Annotated in this window: 17 protein-coding genes and 1 tRNA gene; 16 read left to right on the top strand and 2 right to left on the bottom strand. The window is 31.9% G+C overall.

Annotated features, from left to right (window positions below):
* Positions 1-43: 43 nt before the first annotated feature.
* From G3567_RS12570 to G3567_RS12500, 16 genes are all read left to right on the top strand, one after another.
* A complete protein-coding gene (locus G3567_RS12570) occupies positions 44-886 on the top strand; it encodes a universal stress protein (RefSeq protein ID WP_205521233.1) in 843 nt (280 codons plus the stop codon).
* 12 nt (positions 887-898) lie between these two features.
* Positions 899-1,285, top strand: a complete 387-nt coding sequence (locus tag G3567_RS12565) for a hypothetical protein (protein ID WP_164005668.1) — start codon at positions 899-901, stop codon at positions 1,283-1,285.
* Between the two features lie 1,091 nt (positions 1,286-2,376).
* Positions 2,377-2,583, top strand: coding sequence for an HPF/RaiA family ribosome-associated protein (locus G3567_RS12560; RefSeq protein ID WP_317164182.1), 207 nt, complete (start codon positions 2,377-2,379; stop codon positions 2,581-2,583).
* Positions 2,584-2,596: 13 nt separating this feature from the next.
* Entirely contained in the window at positions 2,597-4,312 is a 1,716-nt protein-coding gene (locus G3567_RS12555) for an adenosylcobalamin-dependent ribonucleoside-diphosphate reductase (RefSeq protein WP_164005667.1), read from the top strand.
* A gap of 78 nt (positions 4,313-4,390) precedes the next feature.
* Positions 4,391-5,239, top strand: a complete 849-nt coding sequence (locus G3567_RS12550; RefSeq protein ID WP_164005666.1) for a universal stress protein — start codon at positions 4,391-4,393, stop codon at positions 5,237-5,239.
* A 19-nt stretch (positions 5,240-5,258) separates the two neighbouring features.
* On the top strand, positions 5,259-6,104 hold the full coding sequence (locus G3567_RS12545) for a universal stress protein (RefSeq protein ID WP_164005665.1): 846 nt from the start codon (positions 5,259-5,261) through the stop codon (positions 6,102-6,104).
* Between the two features lie 68 nt (positions 6,105-6,172).
* Entirely contained in the window at positions 6,173-7,006 is an 834-nt protein-coding gene (locus G3567_RS12540) for a universal stress protein (protein ID WP_164005664.1), read from the top strand.
* Between the two features lie 83 nt (positions 7,007-7,089).
* Positions 7,090-7,620, top strand: a complete 531-nt coding sequence (locus G3567_RS13500; RefSeq protein ID WP_317164184.1) for a universal stress protein — start codon at positions 7,090-7,092, stop codon at positions 7,618-7,620.
* A gap of 78 nt (positions 7,621-7,698) precedes the next feature.
* Positions 7,699-7,926, top strand: coding sequence for a hypothetical protein (locus tag G3567_RS13495; protein WP_235923594.1), 228 nt, complete (start codon positions 7,699-7,701; stop codon positions 7,924-7,926).
* A 51-nt stretch (positions 7,927-7,977) separates the two neighbouring features.
* A complete protein-coding gene (locus G3567_RS12530; RefSeq protein ID WP_205521232.1) occupies positions 7,978-8,343 on the top strand; it encodes a hypothetical protein in 366 nt (121 codons plus the stop codon).
* A gap of 41 nt (positions 8,344-8,384) precedes the next feature.
* Positions 8,385-9,227, top strand: coding sequence for an ATP cone domain-containing protein (locus G3567_RS12525; RefSeq protein ID WP_164005663.1), 843 nt, complete (start codon positions 8,385-8,387; stop codon positions 9,225-9,227).
* A 9-nt stretch (positions 9,228-9,236) separates the two neighbouring features.
* Positions 9,237-10,610, top strand: a complete 1,374-nt coding sequence (locus G3567_RS12520; RefSeq protein ID WP_164005662.1) for an MBL fold metallo-hydrolase RNA specificity domain-containing protein — start codon at positions 9,237-9,239, stop codon at positions 10,608-10,610.
* 11 nt (positions 10,611-10,621) lie between these two features.
* Positions 10,622-11,041 (top strand): hypothetical protein, encoded by a 420-nt coding sequence (locus G3567_RS12515; protein ID WP_164005661.1) that lies wholly within the window; start codon positions 10,622-10,624, stop codon positions 11,039-11,041.
* A 106-nt stretch (positions 11,042-11,147) separates the two neighbouring features.
* Entirely contained in the window at positions 11,148-11,600 is a 453-nt protein-coding gene (locus G3567_RS12510; protein WP_164005660.1) for an Hsp20/alpha crystallin family protein, read from the top strand.
* Positions 11,601-11,663: 63 nt separating this feature from the next.
* Positions 11,664-12,110 (top strand): hypothetical protein, encoded by a 447-nt coding sequence (locus G3567_RS12505; protein WP_164005659.1) that lies wholly within the window; start codon positions 11,664-11,666, stop codon positions 12,108-12,110.
* Positions 12,111-12,112: 2 nt separating this feature from the next.
* A complete protein-coding gene (locus G3567_RS12500; protein WP_164005658.1) occupies positions 12,113-12,769 on the top strand; it encodes a hypothetical protein in 657 nt (218 codons plus the stop codon).
* Between the two features lie 11 nt (positions 12,770-12,780).
* Here the strand turns inward: G3567_RS12500 and G3567_RS12495 are convergent, their stop codons facing one another.
* Positions 12,781-13,614 carry a universal stress protein gene (locus G3567_RS12495; RefSeq protein ID WP_164005657.1) on the bottom strand — a complete coding sequence of 278 codons (834 nt, stop codon included), beginning with the start codon at positions 13,612-13,614 and terminating at the stop codon, positions 12,781-12,783.
* 344 nt (positions 13,615-13,958) lie between these two features.
* A tRNA-Leu gene (locus G3567_RS12490) sits at positions 13,959-14,040 on the bottom strand.
* Positions 14,041-14,384 lie beyond the last annotated feature (344 nt).

The raw sequence follows: 14,384 nt of genomic DNA, 5'->3' as shown, positions 1-14,384 counted from the left end.
AAAGTTAGCATCATTTTAGATTTGTTTATACTAAGAAATTTAAATGATGAATATTTTATTACCTACGGACTTTTCTGAAAACGCATGGAATGCCATTTCTTATGCCATCGATTTTTTTGAATCTTCGGAATGTAATTTTTACCTGCTTCATGTTAACAGAATTGAAGGCATGGTTGCTGGTTTAGAAAGTTATATGCCAACAGCAGAGGTTATCGAAGAGAATTACACAAAACCTTCAAGAAATAAATTAAGACAACTGCTAAAGGAAATTAGCGAGAATCATAGACCTAATAAAAAACACCGCTTTTACACCCTCACTGATAACTATTTCTTTTTAGAATCTATAAGAAAACATGTTGAAGAAAAGAAAATAGACATGATTGTTATGGGTACAAAAGGCGCATCAGGCCTTAAGGAATATATTGTAGGTAGTAATACTGGTGATGTTATCACTAAAGTAAAATGCACCACATTGGTTGTACCAGAATATGCAAAGTACAATGCGTTGAAGGAAATTGCATTTCCGTCAGATTTTAACCTTTCATATGATATCAATATACTGCAACCCTTGACTGATATTTTAAAAGACGTAAAGAGCAACCTAAGAATTATTTATATTCAAAACAAAGACGCATCATTAAATCCTGAACAACAAAACAACAGGGAATTACTCAATGACTATTTTGAAGAGTTTAGTCCAAGTTTCCATTTTCTTACCAATAAAAAAGTCAAGGACGCCATACAATGCTTTGTAGAAAGCAGAGATATTGATATGATTGTTATGGTCGCTAAAAACCTAAATTATTTTCAAAATATCCTATTTCACACTAAGGTTGAAAAAATAACGTATCACACAGATATACCATTTTTGGTGTTGCACGAATAAATCACTTTTATTATGGACAGTTCAATATTCTTAGCAAAATTTTGGGGATGGTATCTTATCATTTTCTTTTTTATATTAAGTGTCAATCCAAAACGTATTAAACAAATATTCAATGACTTAAAGGATGAAAAATTTTTGATTATTTTTTCATTTATGGCTATTATCGTCGGATTACTCAATACGCTATTCCACAATATTTGGGAACCTAGCTACAAAATCATCATTACACTTATAGGTTGGACATCGCTATTTTTAGGATTAGCCTTATTCATGTTTCCCGAGCAAACAGTTAAATGGTTAGAAATTATCAACATTAAAATGGTGCAAGTCATTTATACCTTATTATTTTTAGTTGGTATCTTTTTACTGAATGAGGTTTATGGGATTGTGCCTGTATAAATTTAAATAACACAAAATGAAACGTTTTACTTTGATTTGATAATTATGAGGATTTAAAACTCTTTTGCTATTAATCAGAAAGACATCTAACTACTATTAGTTGGATGTTTTTTTAATAAAATTTCCAAAACTGATATATATCATATTTTAAACCCTAAAGCTAGTGTATCTTTATGCTATAATTAGAAAACGTTCTTTGAGTTACTAAAAAACTTTAAAAATATAGGTTTATAGATCGTAAGACTTTATAGACCATACAAAGGGTTTAAAACTATTATGTGGTGTTATCGACTTTAAAAATAGCTTTTGAAATAAAGTTGTTTTAAAATGAAATCCAGCAGATAATGACATTAAGCTCTAGTCAGGAAACAGGAAGTTTCGGCTTCCTGTTTCTTAACAAAACACAGGTTTTATCGTTGCAAAATGTAAAATCTGTTATGGATAGTTTTAAGCTATTGTTTGGCTTATGGTTCCGGTCTTTTTTAGCAATAAAAAATTCTATCGGAAGTGCTGTGAGAGAATCAATAATATTAAACTTTTCCAGAAAGCAGGAAGCTTAGGTTTCCTGCTTTTATAAATTACACGTTTTTTTTTGTTGCGAAATGAAAATTAACGTTATGAAATGTTTGAAGCTATTTTTTAACTGAAAAGCTTATTGAAATCCATCAGGATTAACAACAAGCGATAAGAAAAGGTTAACTAATAAAATTGAATGTTTCAGTTGAAACGGGAAGCTTAAGCTTCCCGTTTCTTTTAAAGTAAACTGCTTGATTATCAATTAGAGATGATTAAGAGGTCATGAAGCGTTTTAAGTGTTATCTAATCGAAATGGGTTTTATAGCAATTTAATCGCTTCTGCAACGGGAAGTTCACGCTTCCCGTTTTTTGTTTTATACAAATGAAAATTCAAGATTACGAAAAGCATAGATCGCACAACAATCCAATAATTAGTTTTCTGAATGATATTTATCATTTCATTATATGAGCTCATGCCATAGATTTATATCAGAACCTGTTAAGAATCTAAATATGAAAATAAATATCCAATTTGTAAATATGCAAACAAGCGAAAGTCTTAAAGCCAATACGACATGCTTATTAACGCAGAAGTATTTTTTAAGAAAGAAAATGATCCCAAAGGAAACGGCAGAATTTGTGAATGTGAATTGAGTCTTTTTGGTCCAAGACTATTTGCATCTTCTAACGAAAAAAATTATGAAATGGCTGTTAAAAACACCATTAGTGATTTAGAAAAACAGCTCAAAAAAAGAAAAGGGATTTTAAAACCCTATTTATAACGCCAAAAATATCATGAGTGTTTTTTCCAAAAATGCCATTCAGATTTTAGAAGAACGTTACCTTTTAAAAGATAAAAAAGGTAGATTAATAGAAACACCTCAAGCTTTGTTAAGGCGCGTTGCAAAGTTTGTATCGAGTAATGAAGAAAAAAAATCATTCCACAAAGCACAATTTTATGAGCTTTTAAGCAGCTTAAAGTTCTTACCCAACTCACCAACACTCATGAATGCAGGTTGCAAAAATGGTCAATTAAGCGCTTGTTTTGTATTGCCCATAGAAGACAGTTTAGATAGCATTTTCACCACACTTAAAAACGCAGCATTGATACACCAAAGTGGTGGTGGCACAGGTTTCAATTTTTCAAAATTAAGACCAAAAGACGATTTAGTAACTTCTACCAGCGGGACGTCTTCTGGTCCTTTAGCTTTTATGACAATTTATGATGCAGCCACGGAACAAGTTAAGCAGGGCGGCAAACGTCGTGGTGCCAATATGGGAATACTCAATATTGACCATCCTGACATTATGGACTTTATACAGTCTAAATCGAGCAAAAAAGCCATTGAGAACTTTAATATTTCGATTGGTATTACTGATGCTTTTATGAATGCCGTTATTCACAATCTCAATTGGCAACTCGTAAATCCTAGAACCAAAAAGGTGAAAAAAACCGTTAGCGCTAAAGCCATTTGGGAACTGATTATAAAAGAGGCGTGGTCATCTGGCGATCCAGGGCTTATTTTTTTGGACACCATAAATAGCAGCAATCCAACACCAAAAGCGGGAACAATATCCTGCACTAATCCATGTGGCGAAGTACCACTTCTTGATTATGAAAGCTGCAATTTAGGCTCAATCAACTTATCCAAAATATTAAAATCTCATGATGGTGTTTATAAAGTAGATTGGGAAACGCTTGCTAAAACCATCCATTTATCTGTTAGATTTTTGGATAATATTATTACGGTAAACCATTATTTAATACCACAGATAAAGTCCATAACAATGGCAAACCGAAAAATGGGATTAGGCGTTATGGGTTGGGCAGAATTACTCATCTTATTAGAAACACCTTATGCATCTGAGGAAGCCATTCAATTAGCTGAAAAACTCATGTCGTTTATTAAAAAAGAAAGCTATAAAGCTTCAGAACAGCTTTCAATAGAGCGTGATATTTTTACTAATTGGAAAGACAGTTTACATTATCCACGTCAAAAACTACGCAATGCAACCTGCAATAGCATTGCACCTACGGGTACTATCTCAGTAATAGCGAATACATCCTACTCAATTGAACCTTTATTCGCTTTGGCTTACAACAGAGTGGGCATATTAGGTGGAAAAACACAAACCGAAGTCAATGCGCTTTTTCTTCAGAAAATGAAAGCTTTAAATCTATGGTCTGATGTCATAGAACGTGAAGTCATAAACACTGGAAGCATTCAACACTTAACATCAATACCAAAATCCATAAAAGCAATTTTTCAAACCAGCTTGGATATACCCTGGGAATACCATTTAAAACATCAAAAAGCTTTTCAAAACTATACCGACAATGCAGTTTCAAAAACCATAAATCTTCCAGAGACAGCAACAATTGAAGAGGTTTCAGATATTTATATGAGTGCTTGGAATTTAAAATTAAAAGGCATCACCATATATAGATATGGTAGTAAGGACCATCAAATACTTCAAAAATGTAGCCTAAATAACAGCAAAGATTGTTAAAATGACCATCTGATATATATCATAGTTTTTAGACTTTTTACACTTTAATTTTATCAATGAAATCTAAAAACAATTATCATGCTATCCATTCTGCTTCCAACAGATTTTTCAGAAAATTCTATGAACGCCATCACATATGCGCTAGAATTTTTTAAATATCAAAGAACAACGTTTTACTTCATGCACGCCTATCAGAATGAGTTTTACGACCACGATGACTTGACCTCTCGCGAAGTATTTAATGATGTTTTAGAGGGCATTAGAAATGAATCGAATACCAATTTAGAAAACCTGATAAGAGAAGTAAAAAAAATAGGACCAAATCCTAGATTTATTTATCATACCATTTCAGCTTACAATACGCTTGTAGAAGAAGCAAATCTTATTGCCGATGGCAAAAATTTAGATTTAATTGTCATGGGAACTGAAGGCAAATCAGATGAACGCCATATTGTCTTTGGCAGTCAAACATTTCAGGTTTTAAAATATGTAAAATGCCCTGTTTTAGCTATTCCTTCTGGTTATAACAATACGCAACCTAAACGTATTTTGTTCCCAACAGATTATATGATGCCTTACAAACGTCGCGAACTAAAACTGTTATCAATTCTTGCCAAATCGTACAGAAGTTGTATAGATGTTTTGCACGTATCTACTAGTCGAAAACTATCCATCAGACAAGAAGACAATAAGGACTTTTTAGCTAATGTACTATGTGATAATGAAGTGAACTTTTGTCATGAGGACAGCAAAAAAATAGCAGATACCATCAAAACTTATATTAAAGAAAAAAATATTGACATGATTACAATGGTCAATACCCAACATTCTTTTTTAGAAGATATGCTTTTCCCATCAAATATTGATAAGGTAAGTATGGACTTAAAAATACCATTACTAGCAATGCAAAATATGGCACGCTATTAATGCTTAAAAATCAATCATCATGAAACAGATACTTTTACCCACAGATTTTTCAGAAAACTCATGGAATGCTATCATTTACGCACTTGAATTATTTAAAGATGAAGAGTGTGCATTTCATTTATTAAATGCATATACACCTGCCATATACCGTTTAGATTACGTTATCAAATATCCTGAGCAATTTGGTTTAGTTGATGCTGTTCGAAACACATCAAGAAGAAACCTATTCAAAGTGGTTTCAAGAATTAATTCTGAGTTTACAAAAAACGAGAAACACCATTTTCAAACCCATGCAAAATTTGACACTTTGCTTTCTAGTGTTAGAGATTCTGTAAAACAACTTGAGATTGATCTTATAGTTATGGGAACTAAAGGTGCCACAGGTGCTAAAGAAGTTCTGTTTGGCTCAAATACGGTTCATATATTTAAAGATGTTAAATGCCCTGTTTTAGCTATACCATCTGACTTTACTTATGAAGCACCTCATGAAATATTATTCCCAACTGATTTAGAAGCTTTGTATAAACACTCTTCTTTAAAAATCTTAAAGGAAATCGTCAAATTAAATAATGCTAGGCTTAATACCATGCACGTATCGTCTGGCTATGAACTTAACGAAAAACAACAGCGGAATAAAGACAAATTGGAATCCATGTTTAAAGGCTCAGCTTATTTATTTCATGATATTCATACGATGGAAATCACCCATGCCATCAATGAGTTTCAAATTAAGCATAAAATCAACCTCTTGGCTATGATAAACAACAAACATTCATTTTTTGAGAATATATTTTTCAAGAATACCATTAATCAAATTGGGTTTCATTTAAACGTGCCTTTTTTAGTTATTCCTACAGAAACATAAATCATAAGATTTACATCATTCCCTCAAAATTTGATAAAATATAACTATTATAATTATTTGATTTAACCATGAAAACAAACATACTATTACCCACAGATTTTTCAGACAATGCATGGTCTGCGGCAGTTTATGCACTTCAGCTTTATAAAGAAAAAGAGTGTAAATTCTTTTTTCTTCATTCTACCAAGATGACCGTCTCGACGATGTCCAACTTTTCAAACAAGCTATTAAAAGTCATCTCTGATAATGCGCTAAAAGAATTAAGTGATTTAAAGTCTATAGCAGAAAATTCTAACGCTAATGCCAATCATGAATTTGAGATCATTTTAAGTACGGAAGGTTTGCAAGGCGCTATCGATACCGCTATGAAGAAATACAATATCGACATCATCGTCATGGGAACTAAAGGTACTACTGGCGCAAAAGGTTTTCTATTAGGAAGCATTACGGTTCGGATGATTAAAAAAATAAAAAACTGTCCTATACTTATTGTACCTGACGAATTTGACTTTGTTAAGCCAACGCAGATTGCATTTCCAACAGATTTTAATCGGTTTTATGGTGAAGAACTATTACCTATAAAACATTTGGCAGAACTCTACAACTCTAAAATAAGAGTTCTTCATATAAACGAAGAAGATAAGCTAACCCAAATACAAGAATATAATCTTGAGATGTTAAAAAGCTATCTTAAAAATTATGAATGTAGTTTTCATTGGATGCCAGATTATGCCAAAAAAACTCAGGAAATAAATGATTTTATTGAAGAACTAGACATCAATATGCTTGCGATGATTAACTATAAGCACAGTCTCATAGAATCAATAGTAAAAGAGCCTATCATTAAAAAAATAGGTTTCAAGCCTATTGTTCCTGTATTGGTTATTCCTTGTTCAATCTGATATATATCATTTAAATCTAAGGTTTGATAGACTAATTTTATCTTAACAATAAAAACATTTTAGCAATGAGACGAAAAGTTTAAATCCCTACAGACTTTTCTAAAAACGCTGTAAAAGCTATGCGCTATGCCATAGAACTTTATAAAAATGATGCATGTGACATTTATTTGTTAAACGTGTTCACAGCAGGTGGTAACATAATGCAAGACTTAATGAATATGGAACCTGGAAGCGAATTGTATGAAAGAAGAAAATCAGATTCCGAAAATGGTTTATCAAAAATTTTTGATATGGTTGCCTTATCCAAGGATGGCAATCCCAAGCACCATTTTAAAACCATCTCTGTTTTTAACAATCCAATAGAAGCAATTAAAGATGTTGTAGAAAAAAAAGATATTGAAATGATTGTCATGGGCACCAAAGGCGAAACTTATTCTAGAGCAACCACTTTTGGCAGCACAGCAATCTACGTAATGGAAAAGGTTCGTAATTGCCCTGTAATTGTTGTGCCACTGCATGCAAAATCGGATATACCTAAGGAAATTGTATTCCCAACCAGTTACAAGACCCATTATAAAAAAAGAGAATTAAGTTATCTAACAGATATCGCTTAAAAATCTGATGCAACCATAATAGTACTTCATATTTCTGAAGAAGACAAATTAAGTAAAGAACAAAAAGAAAACAAACAGTTGTTAGAAGAAATCCTAGAGGGTACAAAGTACAAAACACATTTCTTATCGCACAACTCGGTTGAAACAGCTATAAATATTTTTATTGAAAGCAGAGATAGTGATATGGTTGCTTTTATTAATAAAAAACGCGCTTTTTTTGGAAGTATCTTAACTGATCCATTAGTAAAAAGCATATCGTTTCATGCTAAAGTCCCGATTTTGGTTATGCACGATTTAAGAAATTAGAAATTATGAAAAAAAACAGGCATTTGGCTAGATAAGGACAAAGCACATATTGTGACGATTGATGGTAAAACTGAGAAATTTGAAACCGTTCAATTTAATATAGAACATTATAAAATCCATGGTGGTTTTGGAACACGATTTAAAGGTAGTCCCCAAGATGTGGTTCAAGACAGCAAATATTTAGAGCGTGAAAAGCATCAGTTTAAAGCCTACTTGAAAGCCATTACTGACAAGGTAAATGATTCTAGTGAAATAGTCCTTTTTGGTCCCGCGAAAACCAATGAGCGATTTGCTAAAACATTACAGGAAAACAATGATACTTTGGCTATGAAAATTAAAGCCGTAAAAAAAGCGGATAGTATGACAGACAACCGAATTAAAGCTTGGGTAAGAGACTTCTTTGCGTCAAGTCAGTAATGGTTTGACAATTTTGTTAATTAAAACAGTAAAACAAAATTATGAACATTTCTAATATAGATATTATCAAATCCTCTGGTGAAAAAGTAAAATTTTCATTAGAAAAATTACGTGCTTCACTAAAAAGATCTGGTGCAGATGAGCACGTTGTCAATCAAATTTTAGACAAAGTCCATGATGAGCTTTACCAAGGCATATCTACCAAAGAAATATACAATAGAGCCTTTGCTTTACTTAAAAAAAACAAAAGCCATTTTGCTTCAAAATATAAACTCAAAAAAGCAATCTACGAGTTAGGACCTACAGGTTTCCCATTTGAGCGTTTTGTAAGTGCAATTTTAGATTATTCCGGCTACAAAACCGAAGTTGGTACAATTTTACAAGGAAAATGTGTATCGCACGAAATTGACGTTATAGCACATAAAAATTCTGAAGCAACGCTTATAGAATGTAAATTTCATAGCGATCAAGGCCCTAATTGCAATGTTAAAATCCCTTTATATATCAACTCAAGATATCTTGATGTTAAGGCTAATTGGACCAAGACATCCAAGGACAAAGCATCGCTCACTGAAGGCTGGGTTGTTACCAATACAAGATTTACCCAAGACGCTTTAGAATACGGCAACTGCTGTGGCCTGTACTTATTGAGTTGGGATTACCCAAAAAACAACGGTCTCAAAGATAGGATTGACCGCTTGGGATTATATCCCATAACCGTATCTACATTATTGACTCAACGTGAAAAACAATTTCTCTTAAGTAGATCTGTTGTGCTATCTAGAGAATTAATCAATGATAAATTTTATTTAGATCATCTAGGCGTTTCAGAAACTAGAAAAAAGAAAATTCTCGATGAGATATCTCAATTATGCAGTTCATAAAATAGTAATATGGAAAAATTTGTAAAAGTCATTTTTTTAGGTGCAGCAGGTGTTGTAACAGGTTCAAAATTTTTAATTGAAACCTCAGAAAAAAACATCCTCATAGATTGCGGGATGTTTCAAGGTTTGAAGGAACTGAGAGAACTCAATTGGGAAGATCTTCCCGTTGATGTTTCATCTATTGATTTAGTTTTATTGACTCATGGCCACTTAGACCATGTTGGCTACCTACCAAGACTAATAAAACAAGGTTTTAAGGGAAAGATTATAGGTACCGCACCAACCTTGGCCATAGCAGAAATTATATTAAAGGACAGTGCTAAAATACATGAGGAAGAAGCTAAAAAGGCAAACAAGGAAAAATACACCAAACATTATCCTGCTTTACCTTTTTACACCATTATAGATGCCGAAAATGCCATAAGGCGATTTAAAGTTGAGCTAGGAGATAAATGGATTCAGTTATCAGAACATATTGCTTTCCGGTTTCAATACAATGGTCATATTATAGGTGCAACCTTTATAGAATTAGACATTAACGGTAAGCGGTTTGTCTTTTCTGGTGATATAGGTAGAACTAACGATTATTTATTAAATAATCCTAAACGACCTGAATGGGCAGATTTTTTATTTATTGAGAGTACTTATGGTAATAAATTACATCCAGTAGAAAATATTGAAGATATACTAACGGAAATTATTTTAGAAACTATACATAAAAAGGGCAACCTCATTATTCCGAGCTTTGCTGTTGAGCGATTACAAACACTAATGTTTATTTTATGGAAATTGTATCAAAAAAACAGAATTCCAAACATACCAATATTTGTAGATAGTCCAATGGGCAATAATGTTTTGGATGTCTTTAAACGTTTTCCGAAATGGCATAAATTATCAGTTCAAGACTATAATGCCATGTGTAAACATGTTAATATCATTCAATCTTACAAAGAAACTTGGGAAACTATTGACGACAAGCGGTCTAAAATTGTAATTGCCGGAAGTGGCATGGTTACAGGCGGAAGAGTTTTAACCTATTTACAGCAACTTATTGATGAGCCATCGACCACAGTTTTATTAGTTGGCTATCAAGCAGAAGGCACTCGCGGCAGGCAACTTCAAGAAGGTGCGCACGAAATTCGTTTTTTCGGTAAGTATTATCCTGTAAGAGCCACTATTAAACATATTGAAAGTCTGTCGGCTCATGCGGACCAACAGGATTTATTGGATTGGGTTAGCCATATTAAAAACGTACCAGAAAATGTATATCTCATTCATGGCGAACCCACAGCACTTGACGCCTTTAGAGTTAAACTGAAAGATACCTACAATTGGGATGCTAAAATTCCTAAGCTAACGGATGCAATTAAAGAACTTGTTTAATACATATAATTATGGAAGCAAATATAGAATACATCAGCTTTAACAATGATAAAAATATTGATGAGCTACTTTACAATATTGACCTGTACAAGATCAGGCTCAAAGAATTACGTGACGAATTGAGGTTCTGTAAATTCTTAATTGAAACAAACAATTTTAAGCCTAAAGTCATAAATCTATTCGAAACGTTAATGGTCTATGATAAAAAAATTGATTTATATATTGACACTCTAGAAAGCTTATTAGTCGATCTAATTAGCCACTACAATGATATTTCAAATAAAATAGAATGTGATGATTTAGATTGTGATGTATTTTTTACAAAAAAACAAGATAAGTTAGAACAACGTGCCTTTGATTTTTTAACAGAAATAAGCAATTTTAAATCGCAGTTATTTCAGTATCTACAAAGTACAATTAAACATACCTGATTGGTTATATATAATTTTCTATTAAACTGATAATTATCATTTTAATATAGCGCCTGAGTAAGTAATTTAGTGACAGTAATAATGTTTAATCCAAAATTATAAAATTATGTCACTCATTAAATTTAACAACAGAAACAGACTATTCCCTTCTTGGAATAATGACAGCTTAAAAAATTTTTTAAGTAACGACGATTTTTTCAACAATGATTTTTTTGAAGAAGATAGCTTAATGCCAGCAATGAATGTAAAAGAACATGAAAAAGACTTTGAAATTGAATTTGCGGCACCTGGTTTTTCAAAAAAAGATTTTGAAGTTAGCATCAATGAAAACATACTAAATGTTTGCGGTGAAAAAAAGAAAGAAACTGAAGAAAAGCAAGAAGATTACACTCGTAAAGAATTTAGTTACAATTCTTTTAAAAGATCATTGCAACTGCCTAAATCAGTTAATACTGATCAAAATATAAAAGCAACTTACAAAGATGGTATCCTTAAGCTAAATCTTCAGAAAAAAGAGGAAGCTAAAGCAAAACCAAAAAAAGTTATTGAAGTCTTGTAATTAAGAAAGGCAGAATATAATTATGAGGGAATATATTCTGCCTTTTTATTAAATAAAATTATCATGAAAACATCTCAATTAAAATACGTAGAATGGTTAGACGCTGAGGAAATGCATGAGGCTTCAAAAGAATGGTTATCTGAATTGAATTTTATTAAAGATGAACACGTATTCTTTGAAGATTTGGTAACAAAATTTACACCCCAATTAATCGCCTATGGTAAATTCTCTAGCAACAAGGAAATTATTGATGCCATCAACAGATCACAAAAACAAAACAACACACTTATTGAGGCTGTTAAAATTCATGAAAATGAGTTGCAAATTATGGTCGATGGAATTGATCAGTTAGAAGAAGAGAAGGCTTATACCAAAGAACATAGTGATTTAATCGTTGCTATTACAGAATTCTTAAAAGAATATAAATCACTCAAGACACAACTTTTCGATATTATTAAAAATATTAAGAAAGAAGACAAAAACAGGCACTTGTTAGATAGAAAGGAATAAGTATGAGAGTCTTTATTCCCATATTATTAATCCCATTATTTTTTAACTGTGTTTCAACTTCACTCATTAAAAGTTGTAAAAACCCAGAATATCCCACTTTTGTTCCTAAAAACATACTAGTAATTGGTGTTACACCAGACACAGAAACTCGTAAAGCTTTCGAATTTAGAACTATTAAAGAACTGAATACCAGAAGTGTTAACGCACTGCAAAGTCATGTTGTTTTTGAGAAATCGTTTCAAGATTCAAAAAAAACCGAGCTGGAAATTGAAGCACAAATTGATAAATTAATAGAAGTTGGGTATGATGCCATTCTTATTTCCGTAGTAAAAGGTATAGAGAACAATATATCTTATAGCGGAAAGTCTTCCAAGCTAGACTACCGTTTACGGAAATTTATTGGTTATTTCCTGGCGTACCAAGATGCTTATTTTAAGCAAAATTTCTATGACAGATACAACGTATATACCATAGAAACCTCATTATACAGTCTTAAAAATGACTCAGACATCCCTAGAATATGGTATATGACTTATGACTTGGTAAATCCAAAAGACATCAATAAATCCATTAATAATTATGTAAAAGTGGTTATAAAATCTCTGGAAAAAGAAGGGTTTATTTCAAAGAAACCTAGAGAGCAATTTCAGCTTGATTAGTCTTGGTAAAATTAGGCATGGAATACTAAAAGCGGAACCCTAATCGAATTACTGATTTTAGTTGTTGGTGAGCCTATAAAAAAGCGCTCTAAAAGCGTTTCTTTTTGCACCAACAAAACTATGAGATCAATCTTGTGTGTCTGTATATAACAATCCACGACATAGTTCATAGGTATATCGCTAACTATATGGTATTCAGAATTTATTTTTTTAAGAAAATAGCTCAATTGTTTTATATCCTTTTTCTCTTCTGGTGAATTTTCACTATTGGGTTTAATCCTTAGCACATGTATTTTTTTACTAAACCTTTCAGCAAATTTTGAAGTATTACTAAATGCTTTGCCACTTAAAGCATCTTGAACATCTAATGGCAATAGAATTTCATTTGTATTCCTAAAAACAAAATCTTCGGGAATTACGAGAGTAGGGCAATTGATATTTCTAATGACATTGACAGTATTACTGCCAAAAATGACTTCTTTTGCACCAGTAACGCCGTTTGTACCCATAACAATCAAATCTATTGATTTGACATTTACAGCTTGATTTATAGCAGCAGTTAAATTATCATAGTCTACGATAGTTTCAAACTCAAAAGTTTCAGTTTTAAAATATGCTTTCAAGTCTAATACCATACTTTCTAATTCTTCCTTTGGATTTTTAACAATGATATTATAGATACTTTCGTTTCCTGATGCCATAATATCATCAGTTGTGTATGCAGCAGGACTTTTAACGTGAAGTATAAAAAAATGACATCTATCGCCTTCGAATAAATTCATTGAATATTCAATTGCGTTTAAAGCATTTTCAGAGAAGTCCGTTAACAAGAGTATATTTTTCATAATAATGATTTAAGATTATGAAAATAGAATAAGTTATTCTAAAAAAAACTGATATTGATCATCCCATTAAACTTAGTGGATCTTTAAAACTTCTTTTAGAATAAAAATAAACAATACACTTACTAATATTATCAAATATTTTTATTCCTAACAAAATGTACTAAACCGAAACAAATTTTATTAAATACAAGAAAAACAGTTTAATTACAGTAGAAATGAAGCTCTTTGGGTCCATTTCTGACCAAACCAAATTTGACTACCTAGAAAAGCCATTTGTTGTACCTAAACAAAAAAGCCTCTCAAAAAGAGAAGCTCTTGTACGCAACAAATGCGATTTAAATAAGTACAGGCGGCGAGACTCGAACTCACACACCTCGCGGCATTAGATCCTAAGTCTGGCATGTCTACCAATTTCACCACACCTGCATTTTTATTTTTTTTAGACTTTTACTTGCATAAGTCCTAAGTCTAGTGTGATTAAAAATTACAGCATATCACTATTAAAAAAGTTGAAACCTTACTTGATTAAATCCGAAGCTTGATGAGTACTAAAAGTTTCAGTGTGTATAAATAACGATCAAAAAAATGAGTATTTAATATATTTTGACAATAAACAAACTCAATTAAGCTAAAAACTTATTTGATGCTAAAATTCCGAGAATTCTGTACTTATTCTGTACTAGCTAAAATAAAAAAAGCCCTTCAATTTCTTGAAAGGCTTGTCTTTACTAGTAGCGGGGACTGGACTCGAACCAGTGACCTTCGGGTTA

Source organism: Psychroflexus aurantiacus, from assembly GCF_010820555.1.
Lineage (GTDB): Bacteria > Bacteroidota > Bacteroidia > Flavobacteriales > Flavobacteriaceae > Psychroflexus > Psychroflexus aurantiacus.
Note: the sequence above shows the minus strand (reverse complement) of the source record. Positions and strands in the feature narration are given on the sequence as shown.

Bases quoted from the DNA above. Each gene is read 5' to 3' on its own strand.
- G3567_RS12515 (WP_164005661.1), top strand. From the start codon at position 10,622: ATGGAAGCAAATATAGAATACATCAGCTTTAACAATGATAAAAATATT.
- G3567_RS12555 (WP_164005667.1), top strand. From the start codon at position 2,597: ATGAGTGTTTTTTCCAAAAATGCCATTCAGATTTTAGAAGAACGTTAC.
- G3567_RS12525 (WP_164005663.1), top strand. From the start codon at position 8,385: ATGAACATTTCTAATATAGATATTATCAAATCCTCTGGTGAAAAAGTA.
- G3567_RS12510 (WP_164005660.1), top strand. From the start codon at position 11,148: ATGTCACTCATTAAATTTAACAACAGAAACAGACTATTCCCTTCTTGG.
- G3567_RS12545 (WP_164005665.1), top strand. From the start codon at position 5,259: ATGAAACAGATACTTTTACCCACAGATTTTTCAGAAAACTCATGGAAT.
- G3567_RS12540 (WP_164005664.1), top strand. From the start codon at position 6,173: ATGAAAACAAACATACTATTACCCACAGATTTTTCAGACAATGCATGG.
- G3567_RS12505 (WP_164005659.1), top strand. From the start codon at position 11,664: ATGAAAACATCTCAATTAAAATACGTAGAATGGTTAGACGCTGAGGAA.
- G3567_RS12500 (WP_164005658.1), top strand. From the start codon at position 12,113: ATGAGAGTCTTTATTCCCATATTATTAATCCCATTATTTTTTAACTGT.
- G3567_RS12495 (WP_164005657.1), bottom strand. From the start codon at position 13,614: ATGAAAAATATACTCTTGTTAACGGACTTCTCTGAAAATGCTTTAAAC.
- G3567_RS12565 (WP_164005668.1), top strand. From the start codon at position 899: ATGGACAGTTCAATATTCTTAGCAAAATTTTGGGGATGGTATCTTATC.
- G3567_RS12550 (WP_164005666.1), top strand. From the start codon at position 4,391: ATGCTATCCATTCTGCTTCCAACAGATTTTTCAGAAAATTCTATGAAC.
- G3567_RS12560 (WP_317164182.1), top strand. From the start codon at position 2,377: ATGCTTATTAACGCAGAAGTATTTTTTAAGAAAGAAAATGATCCCAAA.
- G3567_RS12520 (WP_164005662.1), top strand. From the start codon at position 9,237: ATGGAAAAATTTGTAAAAGTCATTTTTTTAGGTGCAGCAGGTGTTGTA.
- G3567_RS12570 (WP_205521233.1), top strand. From the start codon at position 44: ATGATGAATATTTTATTACCTACGGACTTTTCTGAAAACGCATGGAAT.